21 protein-coding genes are annotated in these 26,819 nt (G+C 42.7%); 10 read left to right on the top strand and 11 right to left on the bottom strand.

What is annotated here, in order from left to right; genetic code table 11:
• Positions 1-65 precede the first annotated feature (65 nt).
• From JMX89_RS03980 to JMX89_RS03970, 3 genes are all read right to left on the bottom strand, one after another.
• Positions 66-860: an SDR family NAD(P)-dependent oxidoreductase gene (locus JMX89_RS03980; protein ID WP_201550901.1), complete on the bottom strand. Its 795-nt coding sequence runs from the start codon at positions 858-860 to the stop codon at positions 66-68.
• A 3-nt stretch (positions 861-863) separates the two neighbouring features.
• Positions 864-1,871, bottom strand: a complete 1,008-nt coding sequence (locus JMX89_RS03975; RefSeq protein ID WP_201550899.1) for an NADP-dependent oxidoreductase — start codon at positions 1,869-1,871, stop codon at positions 864-866.
• A gap of 205 nt (positions 1,872-2,076) precedes the next feature.
• Entirely contained in the window at positions 2,077-3,882 is a 1,806-nt protein-coding gene (locus JMX89_RS03970; protein WP_201550897.1) for an acyl-CoA dehydrogenase, read from the bottom strand.
• A gap of 199 nt (positions 3,883-4,081) precedes the next feature.
• Here JMX89_RS03970 and JMX89_RS03965 point away from each other — a divergent pair, with 199 nt between their 5' ends.
• Positions 4,082-5,092 (top strand): GlxA family transcriptional regulator, encoded by a 1,011-nt coding sequence (locus JMX89_RS03965; protein ID WP_201531506.1) that lies wholly within the window; start codon positions 4,082-4,084, stop codon positions 5,090-5,092.
• Between the two features lie 130 nt (positions 5,093-5,222).
• Here the strand turns inward: JMX89_RS03965 and JMX89_RS03960 are convergent, their stop codons facing one another.
• Entirely contained in the window at positions 5,223-6,437 is a 1,215-nt protein-coding gene (locus JMX89_RS03960) for an LD-carboxypeptidase (protein ID WP_201531504.1), read from the bottom strand.
• Between the two features lie 315 nt (positions 6,438-6,752).
• On the opposite strand from JMX89_RS03960, the gene JMX89_RS03955 reads away from it, so the two are divergent.
• Complete coding sequence (locus JMX89_RS03955) at positions 6,753-7,238, top strand: YkvA family protein (RefSeq protein WP_201531502.1); 486 nt, start codon at positions 6,753-6,755, stop codon at positions 7,236-7,238.
• A gap of 146 nt (positions 7,239-7,384) precedes the next feature.
• On the opposite strand, the gene JMX89_RS03950 is transcribed toward JMX89_RS03955, so the two are convergent.
• Together JMX89_RS03950 and JMX89_RS03945 are read right to left on the bottom strand one after the other, a co-directional pair.
• Positions 7,385-7,690 carry a hypothetical protein gene (locus JMX89_RS03950; RefSeq protein WP_133105358.1) on the bottom strand — a complete coding sequence of 102 codons (306 nt, stop codon included), beginning with the start codon at positions 7,688-7,690 and terminating at the stop codon, positions 7,385-7,387.
• Positions 7,691-7,795: 105 nt separating this feature from the next.
• A complete protein-coding gene (locus tag JMX89_RS03945; protein ID WP_201531501.1) occupies positions 7,796-8,353 on the bottom strand; it encodes a hypothetical protein in 558 nt (185 codons plus the stop codon).
• A 278-nt stretch (positions 8,354-8,631) separates the two neighbouring features.
• Between JMX89_RS03945 and dnaQ the strand changes: the two genes are divergently transcribed.
• The 8 genes from dnaQ to JMX89_RS03905 all read left to right on the top strand — a co-directional run bounded on the left by dnaQ (position 8,632) and on the right by JMX89_RS03905 (position 17,766).
• A complete protein-coding gene (dnaQ, locus tag JMX89_RS03940; protein ID WP_201531499.1) occupies positions 8,632-10,230 on the top strand; it encodes a DNA polymerase III subunit epsilon in 1,599 nt (532 codons plus the stop codon).
• Positions 10,231-10,380: 150 nt separating this feature from the next.
• Positions 10,381-12,063 (top strand): hypothetical protein, encoded by a 1,683-nt coding sequence (locus tag JMX89_RS03935; protein WP_227673001.1) that lies wholly within the window; start codon positions 10,381-10,383, stop codon positions 12,061-12,063.
• A gap of 68 nt (positions 12,064-12,131) precedes the next feature.
• Positions 12,132-13,127: an NAD(+) diphosphatase gene (gene nudC, locus JMX89_RS03930; RefSeq protein WP_201531495.1), complete on the top strand. Its 996-nt coding sequence runs from the start codon at positions 12,132-12,134 to the stop codon at positions 13,125-13,127.
• A gap of 99 nt (positions 13,128-13,226) precedes the next feature.
• Complete coding sequence (locus JMX89_RS03925; protein WP_201531493.1) at positions 13,227-14,069, top strand: RnfABCDGE type electron transport complex subunit B; 843 nt, start codon at positions 13,227-13,229, stop codon at positions 14,067-14,069.
• Positions 14,070-14,121: 52 nt separating this feature from the next.
• Positions 14,122-14,817: an endonuclease III gene (gene nth / locus JMX89_RS03920; protein WP_011513193.1), complete on the top strand. Its 696-nt coding sequence runs from the start codon at positions 14,122-14,124 to the stop codon at positions 14,815-14,817.
• Between the two features lie 464 nt (positions 14,818-15,281).
• On the top strand, positions 15,282-16,448 hold the full coding sequence (gene metK / locus JMX89_RS03915) for a methionine adenosyltransferase (protein ID WP_133105351.1): 1,167 nt from the start codon (positions 15,282-15,284) through the stop codon (positions 16,446-16,448).
• A 96-nt stretch (positions 16,449-16,544) separates the two neighbouring features.
• A complete protein-coding gene (locus tag JMX89_RS03910) occupies positions 16,545-16,901 on the top strand; it encodes a DUF3144 domain-containing protein (protein WP_011513191.1) in 357 nt (118 codons plus the stop codon).
• A gap of 520 nt (positions 16,902-17,421) precedes the next feature.
• Positions 17,422-17,766 (top strand): hypothetical protein, encoded by a 345-nt coding sequence (locus JMX89_RS03905; protein ID WP_201531491.1) that lies wholly within the window; start codon positions 17,422-17,424, stop codon positions 17,764-17,766.
• A 298-nt stretch (positions 17,767-18,064) separates the two neighbouring features.
• Here the strand turns inward: JMX89_RS03905 and JMX89_RS03900 are convergent, their stop codons facing one another.
• The 5 genes from JMX89_RS03900 to JMX89_RS03880 all read right to left on the bottom strand — a co-directional run bounded on the left by JMX89_RS03900 (position 18,065) and on the right by JMX89_RS03880 (position 26,746).
• Positions 18,065-19,720, bottom strand: coding sequence for a BCCT family transporter (locus JMX89_RS03900; protein WP_201531489.1), 1,656 nt, complete (start codon positions 19,718-19,720; stop codon positions 18,065-18,067).
• 299 nt (positions 19,721-20,019) lie between these two features.
• Positions 20,020-21,669: a BCCT family transporter gene (locus JMX89_RS03895; RefSeq protein ID WP_201531487.1), complete on the bottom strand. Its 1,650-nt coding sequence runs from the start codon at positions 21,667-21,669 to the stop codon at positions 20,020-20,022.
• A gap of 241 nt (positions 21,670-21,910) precedes the next feature.
• Positions 21,911-23,134 (bottom strand): PQQ-dependent sugar dehydrogenase, encoded by a 1,224-nt coding sequence (locus JMX89_RS03890; RefSeq protein ID WP_201531485.1) that lies wholly within the window; start codon positions 23,132-23,134, stop codon positions 21,911-21,913.
• Between the two features lie 202 nt (positions 23,135-23,336).
• On the bottom strand, positions 23,337-25,934 hold the full coding sequence (gene clpB / locus JMX89_RS03885) for an ATP-dependent chaperone ClpB (protein ID WP_201531483.1): 2,598 nt from the start codon (positions 25,932-25,934) through the stop codon (positions 23,337-23,339).
• A gap of 242 nt (positions 25,935-26,176) precedes the next feature.
• Positions 26,177-26,746: a L,D-transpeptidase family protein gene (locus JMX89_RS03880; RefSeq protein ID WP_201531481.1), complete on the bottom strand. Its 570-nt coding sequence runs from the start codon at positions 26,744-26,746 to the stop codon at positions 26,177-26,179.
• Positions 26,747-26,819 lie beyond the last annotated feature (73 nt).

The raw sequence follows: 26,819 nt of genomic DNA, 5'->3' as shown, positions 1-26,819 counted from the left end.
CCAGCTCTGAGATACTTAGCTTAGAAATTTCATACCAATCGTTTTAAGAAATTGCATTAAGTCAGCTAAGCCAACATGCCACCATCAAGGGTAAAGGCATGACCATTCATAAAGCTGCTTTCATCGCTCGCCAGCCATGCAATCGCGCCGGATACTTCATCAACTGTCCCTAAACGGCGTAGCGGGCTGGCATTAATTGTTGCTTTTTGCGCGCGCTCGCCCATCTTCGCCATGGTATTTTGCACCATTGGCGTATCAATAAAGCTTGGACAAACGGCGTTAAAACGAATATTGACGCGCGCATATTCATGAGCAGCAGACTTCGTCAGTCCCATCACGCCATGCTTCGCGGCGCTATACGCTGACAGTAGTGGTGCAGAACGAAGTCCTGCGATAGAGGCGACATTAATCACGTGACCGCCGCCATTGGCTGCCATACAAGTAACAGCAGCACGCATGCAATGCCAGACGCCTTTTAGATTAACGGCAATATTACGGTCAAAGTCCTCATCGCTTAGCTCATGCATCGGTGCAGGCTGATGGTCGATACCCGCATTATTTACCACGACATCAAGACCACCCAACGTTTCCATGGCAAAGGCAAATAATGCGCGCACTTCGTCGCCACTCGTCACATCAACTTTTTTAAAGACGATACTATTGCCCGCATCTTGACCTTGCGTGGCAACGGCTGCGCCCATCTCTTCTGCCATATCACCGATCACGACTTTTGCGCCGCGACTGGCTAACAATAACGCACTTGCCGCACCGATGCCAGACGCACCGCCCGTGATTAAAATACGTTTACCAGAAACGTTACTGGCTACGTCTGATGCAATTCCATTTGTATTCAGTGTCATGATCTATCCCTCTACCTTAAGTACTAGTTTGCCGAAGTTTTCACCGTTAAAGAGCATCATCAAAGTATCAGGGAACGTCTCGATACCTTCAACGATATGGTCTTTCACTTTCATATCACCTGACTGAATCCAGCCAGCGATATCTTTCATGGCGACTGGATATTCTTTGATATTATCAAATACCACGATGCCTTCCATACGGGCGCGATTGACCAATAATGACAGATAGTTTGACGGCCCTTTTACCGCTGTGGTGTTGTTATATTGGCTAATCGCACCGCAAATCACGAGACGCGCGCGCAGATTAATTTGGGTGAGGACGTCATTTAAGATATCGCCGCCTACGTTGTCAAAGAAGACATCTACCCCATTTGGACAAGCTTGCTTTAAGCCTTTTTTAACATCCTCATTTTTATAATCTACCGCAGCATCGAAGCCTAGCTCATCGACTAAGAATTTACATTTCCCAGCACCGCCTGCGATACCAACGACACGGCAGCCTTTTAGTTTTGCAATCTGTCCAACCAAACCACCAACCGCACCCGCAGCACCAGAGACGACCACCGTCTCGCCAGCTTTTGGTTGACCAGTTTTTAATAAGCCAAAGTAACCGGTCATACCTGGCATACCGAGCACGCCTAAGTAATAAGATAAGGGTGCAAGGTTTGGATCGACTTTGTATAACCCAGTACCATCACTGACCGCATACGACTGCACGCCATTATGACCACAGACATAATCGCCGACGGCAAACTTCTCATGCTTACTTTCAATGACTTCGCCCACGGTACCCGCGCGCATGACATCACCAATTTGTACCGGTTCGATATAAGATTTGGCGTCGTTTAACCAGCCACGCATCGCTGGATCCATCGAGATATATTCAATTTTTATCAGTAACTGACCGTCTGTGATGGTCGGTAGTTCTGACTCAGTATAATCCCAAGTCTCCGCACTCGGTGCGCCAACAGGTCTTTCTTTTAAACGCCACTGCTTATTCATTGTTGTCATTATTTATTCCTTTAAATTTTTATAAAAAGCCATTGCTATCGTTTGCTTAAAAAGAGTTTATTCAAAATAAGCCAAATATATTAAAAAGCGCTCTGCTGGGATAAATTTTTCTCGCTTGCTGTGCGCTCCAGAGGCTTCGAAAAATTCATCCCAGCATCACATTGGTCGTATTATTCAGGCATGTTCTTATATTGAAAACAATCCCTTAAAACCATTCTGCTTGCATATTGGTACATACCGCATTGTCATTATTTAACAGCTCGATATCGCGATTGATTAACGGCAACTCCCAATCGATAAAGTATTTGGCTGCTTGTAATTTGCCATGATAGAAATTCTGCTTTTCAATATCTGTTGTCTCGCTTAGCAATTGCTCAGCTTTACTGGCTTGGCGAATCCAAATCCAGCTGACCACGATAGAGGCAAAAATATTCATTAGTGCTTGTGCGTTACCCGTTAATGTAAGTGCTTTTTCCGTTTGCAGGATTTTACTTAAATGCACCAATACTTCATGCAGATGACCCATATAAGGCATCAATTTACCGGCAAGTTTAGCAGTCTCGGGCGTGGTAATGCTTTCTAAGTCTTGGGTAATTTCACGTTTTAGAATTTGAATACCAAGACCCTTGTTTTGCCATAACTTACGGAATGACAAATCTAACGCTTGCACGCCATTTGTGCCTTCATGAATGGGATTGAGACGATTGTCACGCCAAAATTGCTCGGCTTGATACTCGCGCGTATAGCCTGCACCGCCCAATACTTGAATGCCTAAATCATTGGCTTTTGGACCATATTCAGAGGGCCATGCTTTTAACACTGGCGTGAGTAAATCCAGCAGTTCTGATAGCTCAGCTTTTAGTGTTGCATCTTCACAAGTATTGATACGGTCAATCAGGTTTGAGCCATATAGACAGAGTGATATGCCGCCCTCGCTGTAGGCTTTTTGCGCAAGCAACATACGTTTGACATCACCATGATTAATAATCGCCGTTGCCGCGTCTTCAGGTTTGTTATTCGGTGCAATTCTGCCCTGCGTTCTGTCTTTGGCATAATCAAGCGAGTATTGATAACCACGATAGCCAATCATCGCAGCACCAAAGCCCACCGCGATGCGCGCTTCATTCATCATCTTAAACATGTAGCGCAAGCCGAAATGCTCTTCGCCGATAAGATAGCCATAGCACTCGCCTGCATCACCAAAGCTTAATGCGGTAGAAGTCGCGCCTCTATAACCCAGCTTATGAATGAGACCCGTTAAATGCACGTCATTGCGCTCGCCAACCGATGCATCATTATTTAGACGATACTTAGGTACGGCAAATAAAGAAATGCCTTTGACGCCACCAGGACCGCCCGGCACTTTGGCTAGTACCAAATGCACGATATTGTCAGACAATTCGTGATCACCCGCTGAGATATAAATTTTGCTGCCTTTTACGCGGTAAGAACCGTCGTCTTGTTTGACGGCAGTGGTTTTGATATCGGCAAGCGATGAGCCAGCATGTGGCTCAGTTAACGCCATGGTGCCGGTAAATTCACCCGTCAACATGCGCGGCATAAAGGCATTTTTAATCTCATCACTGGCGAAATGTGAGATAACATTAATCGCTGCAGTGGTCAAAAACGGATAAGCCGTCGTTGATGGGTTGGCCGCCATAAAATAGCCTGCCACTGCGGTCATAACCGTTTCGGGTAATTGCATGCCACCATCGCCAAAGCTATAACGACCAGCGATGAAGCCCGACTCACGAAACGCATCAAAGGCAACTTTTACGTCACTTATCATGCTGACTTTTTTGCCATCGAACTGTGGCTCGTTTTTATCTGCTACGTGGTTGTGCGGTAAAAATAGCTGAGTCGCGATTTTATTGGCGGTGTCGAGTACCGCATCAAAAGTTTCGCGGCTATGTTCTGCAAATTTTGGATGCTCGGTTAAATGTTCAGTGCCCAATACATCATATAATTGAAACGGTAACTCAAAGTCATTGATAAGCGTATCTGCTGCCATAGTATTCTCGTTAACTCATTAAATTTGGTGATTCATTGATATTAATCTAATTTACCGCCTTGCCGTATTGTCATTTATGACATAATTATGGTCAAATAAGACATATCATCTAACCTATAGTGAGTGAATTTCAAATTACGTATCGTGCAGCTGGTGAATATCAGCCATAAATTTGCATACACTTAAAGGAAGCCAAATTTTGCCCTACTTCAAACCGTTTAAAGTGATTATCGTTGGCTTCGATGGCGTACTCGGCAGTGTGCTTGCTGGGGCGCTAGATTTATTTTCATTTACTGGCGTCAGCTGGCAACGATTTTTGGATGAAGAAGTAGAGCCTAGATTTAGTGTGCAGATTGCAAGCTTAGGTGGCGCGGATATCAGATGTAGCAATCGTTTGATTATGCGAGCGCATTGCGATATTCAGGAAGTCACAGAGTGCGACTTACTATTAATTCCAACCATTGGCGATTCAATCGATAAAGTATTGAGCCAAAATAGCGATTTAATTCCACACATCAAGCGACTGGCGAATACCAAAGCGGATATCGCTAGTAATTGTAGCGGGGCTTTCTTTTTGGCAAAAGCAGGCTTGCTCGATGGCAAAGTAGCGACCACCCATTGGGGCTATGCCAGTAAGTTTAAGGCAGATTTTCCATTGGTTGATTTGCAAGAGAATCAATTTGTCACTCAATCAAAGAATCAATCGGGCAATATATTTTGTGCGGCAGGTGGTAGCGCCTTTTATGACTTGGGATTGCTATTAATTGAGCGATATTGCGGGCGTGAGATTTCTACCCAAGTGGCAAAAACCCAGATTATTGATAGTAAAAGAGGCAATCAAAACAGCTATACCAATGTGACATTGCATAAGCCACATTCAGATCAGCTGGTTAAGCAAGTACAAGAGTTTATCGAGGAAAACTTCAAACAGCCTATTCAAGTTAGCGGCTTGGCAGCCATGGTAAATATCACGCCGCGTACCTTAAACAGACGCTTTCAATCCTGCGTGGCGATGCGGCCTATTGAGTATATTCAAGCAGTCAGAATTGAGCAGGCAAAGCGTTTGTTAGAATTGGGAGATGTGACGATAAAATCACTCGCTGAGCAAGTTGGCTACGATGATATTTCCTCATTTACTAGGCTTTTTAAACGCGCTACTGAGCTGACACCAAAAGAGTATCAGGATAAGTTTTCGCGCTTAGCAATCTAACTTCATAGTAGATGTTTTTTGAAAGTAATACATTGCTGCCGTGATAAGCTTTCTGCAGCTTCTGGAGTGACGAAGTCACATAGCAAGCAAAGAAAATTTATCACGGCAAAAATTTTTGTAGAGCTAAATTTTATTGCCATAAGCCTTCGACATGAATGGCATCCGACTTAATAGTGGGATAATCACTAAATACCAATTGATAGCCACCGACTGTATTGGCGCTAAGCTGGCACGTCGCCCCCAGTGGAAAACTGTGTTTTTGCCCAATATGACCAAAGCGCATGCCGCTATAAATCGGCAATCCTGTCAGCTGATGCAATTGACGAATCACGGTGGCAACATCGTAACGCTTGTCATAGCTGTCCTCACCGCTACCCGATAACGCGCCAAACACGATGGCTTGCTGATCTTTAAATACGCCTGCTAAATACAAATCATATAGCATGCGCTCAATACGATAGGCTTGCTCGCCGACATCTTCTAAAAATACGATACCGCCAGCAATTCGTGGCAAATACTCACTGCCTGCCAGCGCCGATACGACACTCAAATTGCCACCCCACATAGCGCCCGTTATCGTTTTTGGCTCAGAACTTGACAGAATACTCGGTAAATTCGGACTGGTTAAAGAGGCGTCTGGTATGTTGATAGCCAGATTTAGATTGGTTAATGCTTCCACAAATTGTCGACAGCTGACTTGGTCGGGTTTGGTTTTGCCAAACTCACTATAAAGCATCGGTGCCGCAAGCGAACTCATATCACCCTTTGCCAGCAATGCGCATTGAATAGCGGTCACATCACTAAAGCCTGCGAGTATCGTGCCGCGCTCCTTCATAATACGTCCCAGCGTCGACCAATCCACCATCGGCAATAAACGCACAGCACCATAGCCACCGCGTACCCCAAGTAGCAGTTTCGGTGCTGCGATCGCACCCGTAGCGATGTTTTGCAAATCACTCGCGCGCTGCGAATCCGTACCCGCAAAGCGCAAATACTGGCGCTTAGTAATCGCAGGATTATCCACTTTAAAACCCGCACAAGCCATGCGATCTAACGCCAATTCATTACGCTCGTCACTACCACCGACATTAGAGCTGGCAAAAAGCCGCGTCTCAATATTTGGCGTGATACAACTCGTTTGCGCCTGCAATGTTTCGGGCGCTGCTTGTTGTGCTTGTCCTGATGGCAGATCATCTTTGGTAAGCTGCGTGCTTTTATCTTGCTGAATAGTATTGGCAGCAAGCGCCTGAGTGATGCTTTGAGTTGCCAATAGTCCTGCCCCAGCACTGATTCCCACTTGACGTAAAAACTGGCGACGATTCAGCTCAGAAAATTTCTTGGTCATTATTTTACCTTTTGTACTATTCAGTTAATGCTTGTTTAACAAGGATACTTATTTAGCATTGATGCTTTAAATGCACGCGATTTCATTTAACATGCGCTAAGCCTTTATCTTTGAAACATTGCATTATAACGGAAGTTGAGACGGCAATTTGGTTTAAGATTGTCTAGGGTAGCTCAACCCATTGTTATGCTAGTCAACAAAACAATACAGAATCACCCATCGTCTTATTTGGATGAAATCGCTACTCTTGTTATAGTAAAGAACGATTAATCGCAATAAACCATAAATATTTACTAATACAAAAGGATCATAAGCATGGCTGACAAAGAGAAAGAGAATAAAAGCCTAATGGATAGTATTAGACTCATCTTGGGTAAAGAAGACAAAATAAAAGACCAACTTGAAAATGGTCGCGGTCTTGAACGTTATGCCAAGGATTTACTATTGCTCATGAGCTTGGTAAAAGACTACTACCAAGGTAACTATCGTAATATCCCTTATAAAACTATTTCAGCGGCAGTGGTTGGTCTGCTCTATGTTATAAACCCTATTGATCTTATTCCAGACTTTATCCCCTTTATCGGTCAAATCGATGATGCCTTGGTACTAAAATTCTGTCTTAAGCTCATGGAAAAGGATTTATTGAAATACAAAACTTGGAAGGATAAACAAAGCGCATCTAAAGATAAAGACTCAAAGCCTACTAATAAAAAGCTCAAAGATAAAAGTACGGAAAAAGCAGATAAAGACGAAGAGTCTAAAGCGGAAGACGATAAGGTAGATACTAAAAAGTCGTCATAGCTATTTAGTCATCTATATTAAGTGATATACCTAGCATAACTTAATATAGCATTTGTTATAAAGACACGGTCAATGAGGTACACATTGACCGTGTCTTTATATGAGAGCAACCATATCTTTATGGAGTTTACCTATCTAATAAACCATTAATCCGGCACATCATAACGGGCTTTTTCTGGATTGAGACCGAACGAATAGACAAAGGTCGCAACGAGGCTGTTTATAACGATGAACGGCAAATCAATAGTGGTATGTCCAAGCACGTAGCGACCGATGAGCCATGAGACAATCAGCATAACAATAAAGAACCCGCCCAAATATGCCAAGATAACTGGATGCTTAAGATTGTAAGGCTGCTCAGGTTCAGGTTTTTTGTTTAATACATAGGTTCTTATCGCCCAACCAGCCGCATAAGAAAATCCACCCAACACCACATAACTAAAAAAATTCATATTACCTGACTCTAATGATACGACGGTTTATAACAAAATTGTATTGATAAAAAAGCACTTTTTATCATAAATAACAGATATGTAGTATTGACTGATAATACCTAACTAAATAGTCTCTTTAACATTATCAATGACAATATTGGCATGAGGATTGGCCAAAATATCAGTATTGACGTCATCACATTCGACTCGGTAAATAGTGTTTGCCCCTTTATAGATATAAGACAAGTACTCACTATCAAGTAGCGGATCGATATTGGCATAAACAGGCTTAACATGAGCTAATACCAACACTCTATCCGGACGACCAATCACCGCATCGACATTATCAGGATCAATAGAGAAAAACTGTGGTATATCGCTATTTTCAATTATCTCTAACGGCTCAGCATCATCCCAAACACGTTTGGCACTTGCAGGCTCTTTCATCTGCATGACCCATGCGCCGCCCTGTTGGCTGACTTTTATTTGCGCCGGCTCATCATGACTGACGGTGTAACAGCCCTCAAAGATAGATAAATCTGCTACCTTCTCAACCTTTTTGGTATCCGCTTGAGTATTACTATCATTACAAGCACTCAAAAGCAGCATACTGCTCGCAGCCATCGCAATCATCAAATGGCTGCGGTTTTTAGAAGAAGATTTTGAGGCTAATGACATCATAGGGTAACCCTGAATTCGAGCATTGAAAGCTTTAGTTAAGCAAATTATAGTTAATGTCTGGCTAGACATATCCTTACAACCGCTCTATTTTAACAGAAAACGATAAGCTTACTATTAGGATATCTGTTTTTGGTTTTTTGTGCATGGCAATTGCCCCTATTAACGCTGGATTTGTTATACTCAATTCCAACATAGGTAGCTAAAATAAGCCTCCAATATATCAGTGAAATCGCTTCGCTATATCCTGTATTTATTCTCTATTAGGTCAGTAAATTTTTATGTCAGAAAATCGCAGCGCAGCGCAGCCATTTAACACCAGTAATGCCATAAACCCATTGGCTGCCAAAGCAGATACTACGGTTGCTTACACAGATGGCGCGTGTAAAGGCAATCCTGGTGCTGGTGGCTGGGGCGCTCATCTGATATTTAGCGACGGACGGACGCAGGATTTTTATGGCGGTGATAAAGAAACAACCAATAATCGTATGGAATTGATGGGTGCGATACAAGCATTAACCCATAGCTCGCATGAGCAGAAACTCGAGATTTGGACAGACTCAAGTTATGTCAAAAAAGGCATCACTGAGTGGATTGAAGGTTGGAAAAAAAGAGGCTGGAAAACGGCCAGTAAAAAACCCGTCGCCAATCAAGACCTATGGCAGCGACTCGATGAGCTCTGTCAGAAACGCGATGTTGATTGGCATTGGGTAAAAGGTCATGCTGGTAATGCTGGTAATGAAAAAGCGGATGAGCTTGCAAACCTAGGTGTGACCTCACGTAGTGAAGATTTGATAACAGACGTTCAAGATAGTACTAAAAAAAAAGAGCCAATAATGGCTGATAAAAAGCCATCAAGCAGCGATGATTGGCTAAATTTTGATCCATTAGGTTTTGATATGATGGATGATGAGCTTGATGCCGAACTACTAGAGAATCAAAGTTATAATGACAGTGTAATAAATACTCATGCTTTCGCTGAAGAAAATATTAGTCCGTACAATGCCACCAATTCAATGAGTGCTATAGAAATGCCAGATGCCCAGACGCCTTTGATTGATACAAGCATCAATAACCATGCGTCCAACATGGTTACTAATGTTGAAGCAGATACGCCAAAATTCGATGGTGATACCAGCCGTGCCAATCCGTATTTTATACCGCTGCTACCCAAGCCAATCCATCGTCATGAATCAGATCGTCAGCTCATTATGGATACTGAGACCACCGGTCTTGATCCGCTAAAAGGCGATCGCATTATCGAAGTCGGTATTGTAGAGATGATCGGACGTAAGTTCACCGGCGAAAAGCTCCACGTCTATATCAACCCACAGCGCGGTATGGATGAAGAAGTTATTCGAATTCACGGTATTTCTGAAGCGTTTTTAACGGACAAACCAACCTTTGACCAAGTCGCGCAGTCGCTCTATGACTTTATGGATGGTGCAGAAGTCATCGCTCATAATGCCTCGTTTGATATGAACTTCTTAAATATGGAGTTTGCCAAAGTTGGCATGCATGACTTTGCTGAGCGAGTAAAAGTGACCGACTCACTGGTCATGGCAAAGCAGCAGTATCCTGGACAGAAAAATACTCTTGATGCTCTCGTACGTCGTTTAGACGTGGGCAAGCAAGACCGTACCTTTCACGGGGCATTACTAGATTCAGAGATTTTAGCAGAAGTCTATTTGGCGATGACTGGCGGACAAGTAACGCTAGGCATTGAGGATGACGCGCAAGCGGATGGCGGACACACAGCCCATGCTAGCTTTGCCAATTTAGCGGCTTTATTGCTTGAGTCAAGTACTGATGAGGGCGCCAATCAAAGCTGGTATGCGTCGCTCGCAGAAGATTATCCTGAGCTGAAAGCCAAAATGTAACAGGCATTAAAATCGCTTCTTATATTGGCGATTAGAGAATATAGTCTTGATTATTATAACGATAAAAAGTAAAACCTTATCTAGCGCTATTTTTTAATTTACTCTCTAACTATTTGCTATTTTCGTCAGTATCTTATGGAAAAAATAATTATGAACCACTCTACGCAAATAAAATTGACCGCGCCAACGCTTAGTGTTACTGACTTTAATTTGCCATCGCTGCACTTATTGCACGATGAGGTCAAGGTCATACTTAAAGATACTGAGATTCATTTGGGCGAATTTAATGACGACAATAGCCAAGCGCCCTTATTATTAGACTCTATTATTGTATTAAAACAGCTTTCTTGTATTTTTGAGCTGATATCTTTGGTGGGTGCAGAGGCACTCAATAATGCGATTGTACACGGTTTACAGGAGCTTTATGACAGTGGCGACAATAGTGATATTGACTTAATCATGGATCTGTCCGAAGCGATCATGACGCTTGATCGTTATATTGAATTTGTGCTGCTGACTGAGTCGGTAGAGCCTACTTTATTACTACCTATTATTAATAAGCTGAATGCTCATAGCCAAATAGTGCCTATTGCTGCTGATTATTTTTCTGCTTTTGGTAATAGTAGCGTCATTATTGCCAATCCTGAACAGAATTTTCAGCCGCTAAATGAGCTCAACCTTGATCAAGAGCTACTGACCTATGCTTATCGTAGTGGGCTTGGCGTTACTTTGATCAATCGGGATGGCAACATCAATCAAGATGATCAGCAAAAATTGGATGCTATGTCAGCTGCCTGTGCTTTGATAGCGAAAAATACCAGCAGTCTATTTTGGCAAGCAGCGTCCGCTGCGGTCACTGATATCGCAGCCATCCTGCCGCTTAATATCACTCAAAAGCACACGCTTATTTATGTTGAGCAGCAATTCCAAAGCTATTTGCCTGTCATGGATACGCGTTTTGCTGATTTGGTCAGTTTTGCCGGACAACGTGATACTGAAGCGGCAAAAATACTGCGCGATCAATACGCCGCCAACCGTTTAGAAGATCCACAGCGCCAGCAGATGGAGCGCTTCTTGTTTGGTCCAAACCGTGAGCTGACGGATACTTTGAATATCATTATCCAGACTCAAATCAATACGATTAAAGAAAATGTCGACAGCTATGCCCGTGGCGACTCAATCAATCCAGTCGATATGCAGACCTCGCAAATTATTGAAGAACTCACTACTTTAAGCTCTGCGTTGCATCTTCTTGGTCTATCTAATGCCGCCAATAGCCTGATTAAAGCGTCAGAAGCCGTCAACACATGGCGCTCGCCTACTCCAGAAGATTTTGATCATTTATTATTGGCACTCATGCATGCAGAAAACGCGACCATCGCCATGGCTGAGATGCATACTCCAGGTGCAATTTATCTGCCGTTGAACAATCCTCATATCTCACTACATCAGCTGAATACCGCTTATGATACCTTGATAGAAGAGAGTCGTACGGCAATTGCCAGTGCTGAACAAGCAATCAATGACTACCTTGCGGAGCCTGAGCGCGATATTCTTAATATTCAAAATACCCCTGAAATGCTGCGTCAAGTAAGCGGTGCGGTACGCTTCTTGCAATTGCCAACGCCTGCCAGTATGCTCAGTCAATTGGCAAATTATTTACAGCAACGTATCAATAGTGGTAATCGTATCGATGATGGCACCTTATCTTATATTGCTGATGTTATCATGGCAGTTGACCATCATCTAGACGGTTTCGAGAACAATCGCCCTGTCAGCAAACAAGCATTGGATGTTGGGCAGCATAGCTTAAGCCAATTGCTTGCCGCTTAATCATTTATGTAAATTTTTATACAAAGACAAGCTGATATGAGCTTGTCTTTGACCGTTTGGAAAACTATATGATGATCTGCGCCTTTGTACTATCTGATGAAACGATCTTATGTCGTCAAACGCCTAATGGCTGGTGGCCTTTACAGGTTGAGCTAGCACACTCTGATGTCAGTAGTGAGCAAGCTTATCAATTAGGACAGGTTACATTGTTTGATAGCGTAGCGCCCAATAGCTGGCTGCCGAGTGATGTAGATGATACTGATAACGCTAATGCTGTCACTGTACAAGCAAGCCGCGCTATCACTTACGATTATGCAATAGCACATAATATCGCCTTGCCCAGTATTTTAGACAGTGATGAATTAACAAGTAGTGACTTGGATAGTAGCGTTATTAGCAATGTAGAGAACAGTATTAACACTTTTATACCTTATCGACAGCTTATCACGCACCTGCCCATAGCATTAGCTGCTCAGCTTAGCCAAGCCATACAACTACTTCGTTGGCAAGCAGATACACGGTTTTGTAGTCGCTGCGCGGCACGCACTGTAGCTGCCAAATGCGGTGAGCGTGCTATGGTTTGTGACGTTTGTCGATTGCGTCAGTATCCGCGTGTACAGCCCTGCGTCATTACCGCCATTACTCGACCCAACCCACAAACGGGTGAAATGCAAATTTTATTGGCTCATCATCATCGTTACGGTCAGCAAAAAACAGCTTCTCATTTATTACAGTCGACCCAACCGTTACTATACGGTTTGATTGCAGGCTTTGTAGAAGTAGGTGAAAGTCTAGAGCATGCTGTGGTACGCGAAGTGGCAGAAGAAGTGGGTCTTAGCTTGTCCGATATTCGCTATGTGAACAGTCAGCCATGGCCGTTTCCGTCTAATTTGATGTTGGGCTTTCGAGCATCTTATGCAGATGGCGATATCGTTATACAAGAAGATGAGCTATCACATGCAGATTTTTTCGATCTATCAAAGCTGCCAAAAATCCCCTTTAAGGGTAGCATTGCTTATGAGCTGATTGCGCAAATTGCCAATGAGCAAGGTATTTTGCTTTAATCTATCATATCAACGCCTCATTCAGCATTTATCCTTACCACTATTATCCTATTTATTTTGATATCAGCATCTAGCACTGATATAAAGGTTTTACATTAAATGCAAAGCACCATGAATAAAAACAGCAATCATATCCGTTTAAACAATCTGCCAATCTTATTCGATTCGCTGAAGATAGAAACATTGCCTGCTGATGTTCAGGAAAAAATTGCGCGCATTGATGGCAGCCTACCGCAAACACAGTGCGGTCTATGCGACCATGCTGATGGTTGCTTACCTTATGCAGTTGCTATCGTGATAAATGGTGAGCCACATAATAAGTGTGTACCGGGTGGTCAGCCAGTGACGGATACTATCGCGCAGATTATCGATGCTGATATGCCAACATTAAGCGCTGAACCTTCAAAATGGCCGTTAGATGCTACTTCGCAGCGGCCTGTTGAAGTGCGCGCCGTTATTCGTGAAGATGATTGCATTGGCTGTACCAAATGTATTCCCGCCTGCCCTGTTGATGCCATCGTTGGTACTGGCAAGCATATGCATACTATTTTTACAGATTTATGCACGGGCTGTGAATTATGTATAGCGCCTTGCCCTGTTGACTGCATCGATTTGGTCACGGTTGAGCGTACGCTTTCGACACCTGAGCGCACCCTTGAGCAAGAGGATTTGAGACAGCGTTATCATACCCATTTAAATCGTGTGAGCAAGCAACTTGCGGATAGCAGCAATAGTAGACCCGTGGTTAGCATGGTGGAGGCAAAACTGAATAATGCCGCCAGTCAGTCGTTAAATATCAGTGAAGCTCAAGCAAAAAACACTATTGCAGCGGCAAAGCTGCGCAGTAAAATTAAGAAGTTAGAAAAGCAGCTTAGCGTACGTCCCAATGAAAGCAAACAAGCAGAATTGAATGAATTAAAAGCTGAGCTTGCACAACTTTAATAGCCAATATCCACTTTGAATAACCAATGAACAAAATAATGGTAAAAATACCATGAGTAAAACCGTCAAACATAAAACAGCTGATACTCCGCCATCGAGGCGCATGCCCAACCGTGATGTGCGTCCATTTTTTGAGAAGTTGGCGGCGACAATTGATGAGCCAGTGACTGAGCTCAATTATAAGAGTAACTTTGAGCTGCTTATCGCAGTCATATTATCAGCGCAGGCGACTGATGTCAGCGTCAATATTGCCACCAATCAGCTCTATCCGGTGGCGAATACGCCTGAGGCAATACTCGCTTTAGGCGAAGAAGGTTTGAAATCCTATATTAAGAATATCGGCTTGTTTAATGCCAAAGCCAAAAACGTCATCAAAACTTGCCGTGACTTGATTGAGAAATTTAATAGCACCGTTCCTGATAACCGAAAAGACTTAGAGTCTCTAGCAGGTGTCGGGCGCAAGACGGCGAATGTAGTTCTAAATACAGCCTTTGGACAGCCGACGATGGCGGTTGATACCCATATTTTTCGAGTGGGTAATCGTACGGGACTTGCCACTGGCAAAAACGTCTTAATCGTTGAGAAGAAACTGGTCGAACGTATCCCCGATGACTTTATCGTTGATGCTCATCATTACTTGATTTTGCATGGGCGCTATACTTGTCAGGCTCGCACCCCAAAATGCGGCGCTTGTCCTGTTTATGACGAATGTATGTTTAAGGATAAAGCAGTATTTTTAGAGTTGTAACGTGAGCAGATGATAATGATCGCAGAGCCTATCGATCAATATACTTATGCTAAATTATAATAATGTCATGATTGAGCATTACTTATAATAGAACGAGCGCAGCTCACTAGAGTTTTATTGCGTTTCGAGTTAGAATAAGCGTATTTTTAGGCAAGTACGTCATATTTTTGATCCTGCTGATAATCAGTTGATAGACGTATGATTGGCGACAGCTTCAAGCACGTTGTCAGTTAATAATTCGATATAGTACAACGTAAAGCTATCGTTCTCTTAGCCTGACCCCATATGATTTATAAACATCTGTGCCTTATGTAAATTTATATAACACATGCATTTATGAATAAGTGAATTAAGTAGTACCGATTAAACACCAAGCAATACATTGTTTGGCCAATACCAATTAAAGCAGCGCCCAGACGTTATGCTTTTTCCTATCTTTACTGATTCAATTAAGCGATCCTATTATGCGCGAATACAACTTATTTACCTCAGAATCTGTGAGCGAAGGTCATCCTGACAAAATGGCTGATCAAATCTCAGACGCTATCCTTGATGCGATCTTACGGCAAGATTTACATGCACGCGTGGCATGTGAGACCCTAGTCAAAACTGGCGCTGTCGTATTGGCAGGTGAAATAACCACCACGGCAAATATCGACGTTGAGCGTATCGTGCGTGATACGGTTAATGGCATTGGTTATCATCATTCAGACTTGGGTTTTGATGGCGAGACATGTGCGGTTATTAATATGCTTGGTAAACAATCGCCTGAGATTGCCCAAGGTGTTGACCGCGCTGACCCTGAAGAACAAGGCGCTGGTGACCAAGGTTTGATGTTTGGTTATGCTAGTAATGAGACTGAAGTATTGATGCCCGCCCCTATCGAGTATGCTCATCGCTTGATGGAGCGTCAGTCGGAGTTGCGCCGCGCAGGCGAACTACCTTGGTTACGTCCGGATGCCAAAGCACAAGTCACGCTTAAATATGATGGCAATAAACCTGTTGCTATTGACGCGGTCGTCTTATCTACGCAGCATGATCCAAGTATCTCGCAAGCCGATTTACAAGAAGCGATCATGGAGTCAATTATCAAACAAGTACTCCCGGCAGAGCTACTACATGCTGGTACACGTTATCATATCAACCCGACTGGCAAATTCGTCATCGGTGGTCCTGTTGGTGATGCAGGACTGACCGGTCGTAAGATTATTGTTGATACTTATGGCGGTATGGCGCGTCACGGTGGCGGCGCATTTAGTGGTAAAGATCCCTCAAAAGTCGATCGCAGTGCGGCTTATGCGGTGCGTTACGTGGCTAAAAACATCGTCGCTGCTGGTATTGCCGATCGCTGTGAAGTACAAGTAAGCTATGCCATTGGCGTTGCTGAACCGACTTCTATTTCGATTAATACTTTTGGTACTAACAAAATTAGCAACGATGAAATCATTAGTTTGATTCGTACACATTTTGACCTACGTCCGTATGGTATCACTCGTATGCTGAATTTATTGCAGCCGATGTATCAGCAAACCGCTAGTTTTGGACATTTTGGTCGCCAAGGTTCTGAAACCGCCTTTACGTGGGAAAAAACTGACAAAGCTGAGATTTTAAAAGCGGATGCTGGCTTATAAAATTTTTGCTAAAACCCTTTTTGTACCTATTATCTTATCCAGTTATTAGACTGCTGTGATACATTTAAATTTACCTACCATTATTAGGAGTCGTTTATGTCTCAAGAGAATGCTCAAAACAATGAGATTGATGCAAGTCTTGAAATCACCCCTGAAATGCAGTCGTTTTATCAACGTGCTGATGCCATTATTGGTGTAGCAAACAGTCAATTAGGTCCTGATGCGCACTCAGGTCAAGTAGGTGCGTCACTGCTTTATGCCGCAGCACGTTATAGCGCATCGGTCGCCTCAATCGGCTTTGTAAAAGGTGATGATTTTGCCAAAGAAAAGGATGATATTGTCGAATTTTATACCAAACAATATCGCCAAATGCTGAGCGACAACTTGACTGATTATGCGCAGAACTTTGATAAATATATTCAGCTTAATCAAGATGATAAGCCTGCTAAATAAAACAGTTATGCTTGGTTAAAGATATTTATCTGAGCATCTTTAGTGGCAGAAATTATCTTTGAGCAAATAAAAAACCCTAAGCTTACTATTAAGTTTGGGGTTTTTATTTGCTTGTAAATGATAGAAAGCTATTATTAAAGCCAACAATGCTATTGCTATGAAGTTTTTGCAGCTTTTCTCAGGCATTGAGCAAAATACATAGCAGTAGTATAGCTATAGTTAAAATATCTCAAAAACGCTACAGTGCTGCTGGTATAAATTTTTTGCAGCCTCTGTCTGCGTAGGCACAGCAAGCAAGAAAAATTAATATCAGCAGTACTTGATGTATCGATATTACTTTTCCCTGACTATATATACATATATAATTTTCTCGATTTTATTTTGTACTTATCATATGATGTGGTGGATGACTTCCCCTAAATAAGTTACTATCCATTTGTATCATTCTATTTCTGATATGGTTGTCGTTGACTGTTGATAACAGGAAGTTATCGAGCGCTATTTATAAGGAAACATCATTATGAATCATTTATCTAAACCGTGGCTGTCAATACTAGGGCTCTCAGTAGCCATCACATTATCTGGTTGTAATAATCTTCCAATCAGCACCCATTCTGAGCCGCCTATTCATAGCACTGAAAACAACAAAGACCACAGTGCTAGCAGAAATCAAGGCTCAATTAACAATCCTTTCAATAAATGCCCACCCTTTAATCCTGAGCAAACCATGTGTACCGCACAGTATGATCCTGTCTGTGTCACTGTAAAAAACCAATCAGGTGTCAGTTATCGTACTGCGGGCAACGCCTGTTCAGCATGTGGTACTACCTCTGCAGTCGGTTATGTAAAAGGACAATGTGTGTAGTTTATATCCTACCTCTGGTAACTCTAATCAAATACTTTTCATCATAATATAGTCGATCCTAAATAAAATAAGTACAAATATTATAACGCGCTACTGGTATAATTTTTTTGCTTGCTGTGCCTGTGCCTGCGCAGACAGAGGCGACGCAAAATTTATCCCTGTAGCATTGTGTTTGATTTACAGTGGATTGACTATAGATATATCAGTAGAAATGAAAAAGCCCCAACTTATGATAAAGCTGGGGCTTTTTGAATTATTTTTCAGCTTAAGTATTATTTAAACATTGTCTAAAAAACTCTTAACCTTCAGGCTTTTCAATATCAGGCGGACCTGTAAGCAAGTCTTCATCACGAAATTCATTGGCTGAATTGTGCTCTGCTGACTCTTCGGTGATAAACCATTGCTGATTGCGATACAATATCAAACGGTCACGACTTAAGCCACGTAGTAGCGAATACATCATTACGACTATCACTATCGCAAAAGGAAAACCTGACACAATGGAAGCCGCTTGTAGCGCACTCAAGCCACCTGCTGCCAATAGTACCGCCGCAATAACACCTTCGGTACCCGCCCAAAATAAGCGCTGAATTTTCGGTGGATTGGCATCGCCCCCTGAGGTCAACATATCAATGACGAAACTGGCTGAATCCGATGACGTGACAAACCAAAGAACAATCATTACCACGATGAGCAAGTTCACAGCCGATGTTAGCGGATAAGACTCCATCAACTTAAAGATGGCACTGCCAGTATCTGCTTGGACGGCCTCGATCAAGCCAGGACTGATAATATTGGGGTCCGCCGCCGCCATTAGCTCCATATTAACGGCTGAACCACCAAAAGCGGTAAACCATAAGAACAATATGGTAATAGGAATCAACAACACTCCCAATATGAATTCACGAATCGTACGACCACGAGAGATACGAGCCACGAACACCCCAACGAAAGGCGACCAACTTATCCACCATGCCCAATAGAAAATCGTCCATGAGGCTTGCCAATTTTCTTCACCGTTATAAGATTCTGTCCAAAGACCTAGTGGTACAATCTCATGTAAGTAATTACCGATATTTTCTACAAAACTATTGAAGATAAACTGAGTTGGTCCTAAAATAATCACAAAACTGAGTAATATCACAGTAAATAATATATTGGTATCGCTTAAGCGCTTAATTCCTTTATCGAGTCCCATAAATAGAGACAGTCCTGCCAGCATAGTGATAAAGGCAATCAACATAATTTGCACTGTAATATTATTGGGAATACCAAATAACGTCTCAAGACCTGAGTTAATTTGTAATACCCCAAGACCTAACGTCGTCACTACCCCAAACATCGTCCCAAACACTGCTAGCGTATCAACCGTATGACCCCAACCGCCATAGATTTTCTTACCCAATATAGGATAAAGTGTCGAGCGGATTGCTAGTGGTAAGCCCACTCGGTAGTGAAAATAAGCCAATGACAAAGCAACCATGCCGTAGAGCGCCCACACATGTAAGCCATAATGCAGGAACGAGATATTCATCGCTTGCTTGGCGGCGGCGATCGTTTCGGGCTCTCCCAATGGCGGCGCCATAAAATGGTACAAGGGTTCAGCGGTGCCCCAATAGAGCAGTCCAATACCGATGCCAGCTGAAAACAGCATGCCAATCCAAGAGACTATATTATACTCGGGCTTCTCGTTCTGATGACCAAGCCTGATATCGCCATAGCGACTGAATATCATATAAATACTCATCACTAGCGTTAAGTTAACCACCACAATAAAGAACCAGCCAAAGCGCAAAGACACGAATGCTTTTGCGTGACCAAATACCAGTTCTGCTTGCTCATTAAAAAAAGCACCAAAGATGATAAACACCAGAATTAATAGTGCTGAAGTTAAGAACACAGGTTTACTCACCCGTGGAAAAGGGCCCAAGCGGCCAACTTTTACATGATCCATTTAGTCGTCTCAGTTTTTGAAGGGGCTCACCTTAACAAGATATTACACAACTATCAAATCGAATTAGACACTTTATAACCTTGCTATTGGTCAACAAATAAAAAAATCCTAAGATAACCATGCATCTTAGGATTTGATATTACAAGTATTTTATCGTCTTTTAATAAATAATAAACAGATATAGTGAGCTGCCAATCATTGAATGAAACGACTGTCAGCACACTCTTGATCTTTCTTCGCTTAATCACAGCTTGCTTATCTAAGCCCTAATTCATGACTATTAAACAGCATCGTGTTGACTAATCACCCTTTACAATTTTAGGTGGGCCTTTCAACAAATGCTCATCTGCAAACTCATTGGCTGAATTATGATCTGCAGATTCTTCAGTAATAAAGTGCTGTTGAGCTCGATACAGTATCAATCGATCTCGACTTAAGCCACGAAGTAACGCATACATCATGACAAATATCACCAAAGCAAATGGCAGTCCAGCCACAATAGCAGCGGCTTGCAATGCGCCTAGTCCGCCTGCCGCTAACAATATAGCGGCAATCAAACCTTCCATCAACGCCCAGAATAAACGTTGGATCTTGGGTGGGTTGGTATCGCCACCAGCCGTCAACATGTCGATCACGAAACTTGCTGAATCCGATGAGGTCACGAACCATAAGACAATCATAATCACGATAAGAAAAGTAATTGGTTTTGCAAATGGATAGTATTCAACCAATTTAAAAATAGCGCTACCCGAATCTGCTTGCACCGCTTCTACCAATCCTGGACTGGCCATAGCTGGATCAAGCGCCGCTAAAAGCTCCATATGGATAGCGACACCACCAAAAGTGGTGAACCAGAAGAACAAAATTACCATCGGAATCAACAGCACACCCAATACAAACTCACGGATAGTACGACCACGACTGATACGGGCAATAAATACGCCTACAAATGGTGCCCAACTTACCCACCATGCCCAGTAGAAGATCGTCCAACCACTCTGCCAATCGGTATTACTATAAGCTTCACCCCATGTTGATAAAGGCACCATAGCAACGATGTAATTACCGATGTTTTCTATAAAACTATCAAAAATGAATAAGGTTGGCCCTAAAATGACCATAAAGGCTAAGAGCACACCTGTAAAACCCATATTGATATCACTTAAGCGCTTGATACCTTTATCAAGACCGAGCATCAATGAGCCACATGCCAACGCAGTCACAAAAGCAATAATAATAAACTGTACGGTTAAAGAATTTGGTATACCAAATAAATTTTCAAGACCTGAATTGATCTGCATAACCCCTAGACCTAAGGAAGTTACCACACCAAACATTGTCCCGAATACGGCTAGGATATCAACTGTATGACCCCATCGACCATATATTTTTTCGCCTATTAGCGGGTATAACGTCGAACGGATAGATAGCGGCAGTCCACGGCGAAAGTGAAAATAAGCCAGTGCTAATGCCACTATGGTATAAATTGCCCAAGCATGTAATCCCCAATGTAGAAATGAGATGCTCATAGCTTGCTTGGCAGCTTCTACCGTTTCAGCTTCACCTAATGGCGGTGCCATAAAGTGGTATAGGGGCTCAGCTGTTCCCCAATATACCAGTCCAATACCGATACCAGCAGAGAACAACATGCCAATCCAAGAAAACAGACTGTACTGCGGTTTCTCTGTTTGTTGACCTAAACGTATGTCGCCGTAACGACTTGCCGCTAGATAAATACAAAAGACCAGCGCCACATTCATTAATATAATAAACATCCAGCCGAACTTATCGGTGATAAAGTCCTGCAAAAAGCTAAATAGCGCGCCAGCGGTCTCGGTAAAGAAAGCACCGAAGATGATAAATCCAACGATAAGTAACGCTGAAGTAATAAACACAGGTTTACTCACCCGTGGAAAAGGGCCTAACCTGCCAACTTTTACATGATCCATTTGTTTGTTAGCCTTAGTTTTTAGGAAGGTAACCTTAACAAGATAGCTGCCAACTATCAAATTTAATTAAGTATTTACGCTTTTCTCATTGATAGACATGAATCAAAACTCTCTGGTCACGCAAACCACAATACCGTAAAACCTCAGAAACTTAGCAAGTAATTCCTATATTTATCCGCTTATCAACTTCGTTAGGAGCGTTTAATCTTTCTTAAGTACAAAGGATAGTGGAGATAAATTGCTACTGTGGTAACAACTGCAACAAATCACCATCGTTGCCGTCTTCTAGCGCCCAAACCTGCCCATCTACAACCAGTACACTACGAATACGCTCGCCCATATCATAGCGATAGCGCTCAGTCGCACCATTATTTTCATCGAAATTAACGACTATCAGTGCTTTGGAGGATAAACCACTGATCAGCGCATTGTCTTGCCAAGCAGGAAAATCAGCATGTGTACCAGTCGAATACATACTGATTGATGAAGGGGATATGACTGGTGTCCATGTGATTTTGGGTGCTTCAAGCTCAGGACGCGTACTGTGATCAGGAATATCCACACCAGAATAATTGCGACCATTTGATACAATTGGCCAGCCGTAATTCTTACCTTTCTCAATCAAATTGAACTCATCACCACCTCGTGGACCCATTTCATGCGCCCACAACTGCCCTTTACTATCGAATGCCATCCCGAGTACATTACGATGTCCTATGCTCCAAAATTGAGCAGCAATGTCATTATTACTCACAAATGGATTGTCCATTGGCATCGAGCCGTCAGCATTTAACCGTATTATTTTGCCCAAATTGACAGTCATGTCTTGAGCAGGGGTTTTTTCCTGACGCTCGCCTGAGCTAATATACATATATTGCCCATCAGGAGAAAATACTAAGCGATGACTGTAATGCCCTTGCCCGTCTACCTTCGGCATCTGCTGCCAAATTGGAGCAATCTCCCGCAAACTTGGCTTATCAGTATCCAAGCCTGACAGCTTGGCTTTGATGACTTTTGCACCAAATTTATTATTATCAACCCCTTTGCCTGCCTCTACGTAGCTGATATATACATAGCTAGAAGTCGCAAAATCCGGTGCAAGAATAATATCGCCAAGACCGCCTTGCCCGCCATAAGCGACTTTAGGTATGCCCACGACGGCTGTCTTAGCGCCAGTCGCTGTATTGACTATAAATAACTCACCTGTCTTTTGTGTTACGAGCAGTCTTAATGGTTTATTATCAACTTTTGGTAATGAAGTCATTGCCCATGGCTCATCAAAGGTGGCAGCGGCTTTTGTGGTAAAGGCAGGTTTGTCCGTACTTGCAATATCTGCTACTGAGGTTTCAACTTCTTGATATTCTGCCAAATCGGCATTGGTATCAGTTGCAGATTGATTGGAACAAGCAGAAGTACTAAACAGTAATGCTGTGATAATTATCGGTAACGTTAATGGTTTACTCATATACTGCCTATTTATTATTATCATTCTTTTATCTCCATAAATTTTATATTTATATAATTAGAGCTTAGATTATTTATAACATAATCTAAGTATGGCAAGAGTAAAAATAATGATGGCGCACAAAGTAAAAACCCCTTACTTGCCTGTATAAAAAATGGGCAAATAAGGGGCTTATTTTCGGATCAAGGGCTAAAATGAACGATTAGCTCATTCTAAGCTTATCAAATGTCAGCTTATCATCCACACCGACATCGACTTTGATGATATCACCAGCAACAAAGTCACCCGCCAGCAGCTTCAATGACAATGGGTTTTCAATCTCTTGCTGAATGGCACGCTTGAGTGGACGCGCGCCATAAACAGGATCATAACCAACTGCAACCAGCTTATTCATCGCTTCTGCTGATAACTCGATGTCTAACTCACGCTCATATAAACGCTGACGTAAGCGGTTTAACTGAATCGCAGCAATACCTGCCATCTGCGACATACCTAGTGGATGGAATACCACGATCTCATCGATACGGTTGACAAACTCTGGACGGAAATGCTGCCCAACTGAATCCATCACTTCTGCTTTGATATCCTCGTAGCTCTCGCCGACCATTTCTTGGATTTTATGCGAACCCAAGTTACTGGTCATAATGATTACAGTATTCTTGAAATCAACGACACGACCTTGTGAGTCAGTCAAACGACCATCATCCAACACTTGTAGCAAGATATTGAACACATCAGGATGCGCTTTTTCAACTTCATCAAATAAAATCACACTATAAGGTTTACGGCGTACCGCTTCAGTCAAGGCACCACCTTCTTCGTAACCGACGTAGCCTGGAGGCGCACCAACCAAGCGGCTGACGCTGTGCTTCTCCATATACTCACTCATATCGATACGGACAATCGCATCTTCACTATCGAACAAGAAATTCGCTAATGATTTGGTCAGCTCAGTCTTACCGACACCCGTAGGTCCTAAGAATAAGAATGAACCTGAAGGACGATTCGGATCCGACAAGCCAGCACGACTACGACGTACCGCATTGGCTACCGCTTCGACTGCTTCATCTTGACCGATGACGCGCTCATGGAGTTTTTCTTCCATTGCCAGCATTTTATCACGCTCGCCTTGCATCATTTTACTGACTGGAATACCCGTCGCAGCCGCGACGACTTCAGCGATTTCATTATCCGTGACTTTGTTACGCAGCAGTTTTACACCACTATTTTCACCAGTCTGCTCTTTTTGCTCTGCCAAATCCGACTCATGGATACGGCGCTCTAACTGCGGAATCGTCTCGTATTGTAGCTTACTCATGGTCTCATAATCGCCTTCACGACTGGCTTTATCATAAGCAATACGCGCTTTGTCCAGCTCGTCTTTTAGCTGCTGACTGCCTTTGACCAAAGCTTTTTCTGCTTGCCAAATCTCATTAAGATCAGCGTATTCTTTCTCTAACTCTTCGATTTGTGCATCAAGCACTTTACGCTCGGCTTGCGCACCAGCGTCTTCTTCATTTTTGAGCACTTCGCGCTGCATTTTCAACTGAATCAAGCGACTATCAAGCTTACCTAAGGCTTCAGGCTTGCTGTCCATCTCCATACGTAAACGACTTGCCGCTTCATCAATCAAATCAATCGCTTTATCTGGCAGCTTGCGATCGGTAATATAACGATGGCTCATCCGCGCAGCAGCAATAATCGCGCTGTCTTGGATATCAACACCGTGATGCAGCTCATAACGCTCTTTTAGACCACGCAAAATCGCAATGGTGTCTTCGACCGTTGGCTCATCGACCAGTACTTTTTGAAAACGACGCTCAAGAGCCGCATCTTTTTCGATGTACTGGCGATATTCATCGAGAGTTGTCGCACCGACACAGTGTAGCTCACCACGCGCAAGCGCAGGTTTTAGCATATTACCGGCATCCATCGCGCCATCGGCTTTACCAGCACCTACTAAAGTATGCAACTCATCGATAAATAAGATGACATTGCCTTCTTGCTTTGATAAATCGCTGAGTACCGCTTTGAGTCGCTCTTCAAACTCACCACGGAATTTTGCACCCGCAATCAATGAGCCCAAATCTAACGACAACACTTCTTTGCGGCGTAGTCCTTCTGGTACGTCACCATTGATGATTTTTTGTGCCAAACCTTCAATGATAGCCGTTTTACCAACACCTGGCTCACCAATCAGTACTGGGTTATTTTTGGTACGACGCGAGAGTACTTGAATGGTACGACGAATCTCTTCATCGCGACCAATCACAGGGTCAAGCTTACCAAGTTCCGCCTGCTCAGTTAAGTTAATGGTATATTTATTCAGCGCATCACGCTGATCTTCAGCATTTTGATTATTCACGGTATCATCACCTCGCAATTGCTCAATGACTGTTTTTAATTTACTCGCTGTTACGCCCGCACTCTCAAATATCTTTTTGGTTTCGCCTTGCTCAGCGAGCGCCAACATCACCCATTCAGTGGCGATAAAATCATCGCCTTCTTTTTGTGCTTGGCGGTCTGCCAAGTTCAGAATTTTGACTGAATTTGGGTTTAGATTAACGTCACCCGTTGGCTCACTAATCGTTGCTTGGTTGTCGAGCGCCTTTGCCACGCCATTTTTTAGCGCAGGGATAGACGCGCCCGCTTGTTGGCAGATAGACAAATTAGACTCATCTTGTAACAAGACTGCTAGCAAATGCACCGGATCAATACCGGTATGGTCACGCCCTAACGCCAAACTTTGTGCTTCTTGAATGGCAGATTGCAGTTTTTGGGTAAATTTCTCAAATCTCATAGTCGTATCCTTTTATCATTTATATATTATTAGGCAGCAAACTTATGCTGTTTACTTGCCTTCGTCTGCCTTTATATATGCGGTACATAGAGAGGAATTTCAACCTACTTAGCACTAAAACCTTATTAATAGTAATGATATTAATTGCTTAAAATCAAGTCACTAAATCGTGCTAACATTTAATACATAATGAATTTTATTTTAGAAAAAATACGCCTGTAGATACCGATTATTTAATATTCTTATTCTACGATTTCAATAGCGGTACCGACCTTGACCATCGCCATGATTTCATCCATCTCTTCATCAGTGACGGCGATACAGCCCTTGGTCCAATCGCGTAATTGATTGACCGACGCTAGATGTCCAGAACCGTTCTTTTGACCATGAATCATAATATCACCGCCCGGATTGATGCCCATCTTCTTAGCATGTGCCTTATCAGCCGCATTAGGATAACTTATGTGAATAGAGCGATAAAATTTGGATTTTTCATTCTTATAATCGAGTGTATAAGAACCTGACGGGGTACGCTTATCACCCTGCTGCTGCTTGTGACCAATAGGATTGCCACCAAGCGCTATATGATAAGACTTGATCACAGTGTCACCACTTAATAATTGTAGAACACGCGCTGATTTATCAACGAAAACTTTGTCGATAATGGCAGTATCAGGAATAGAGGGGGTAGATTTTGAAGTATTTTGTATGTTTGGCGCGGCATTGGTACTCATGAGAGTCACGAGGCTAAGACTTATTGCGCTTACTAACCAAACAAGATACTGACTAAAATCTGCACGAAAAAATGGCATGGTATTACTTCTTATTATTAATAAATAAAATTATTATCTATAAGATATAGTCAGTCCTTAATCAAAGAAATAC

It is taken from the genome of Psychrobacter sp. DD43, assembly GCF_904846555.1.
Classification (GTDB): Bacteria; Pseudomonadota; Gammaproteobacteria; order Pseudomonadales; family Moraxellaceae; genus Psychrobacter; species Psychrobacter cryohalolentis.
The sequence above is the reverse complement of the archived record's forward strand: the minus strand, read 5'-3'. Positions and strand labels throughout refer to the sequence as shown.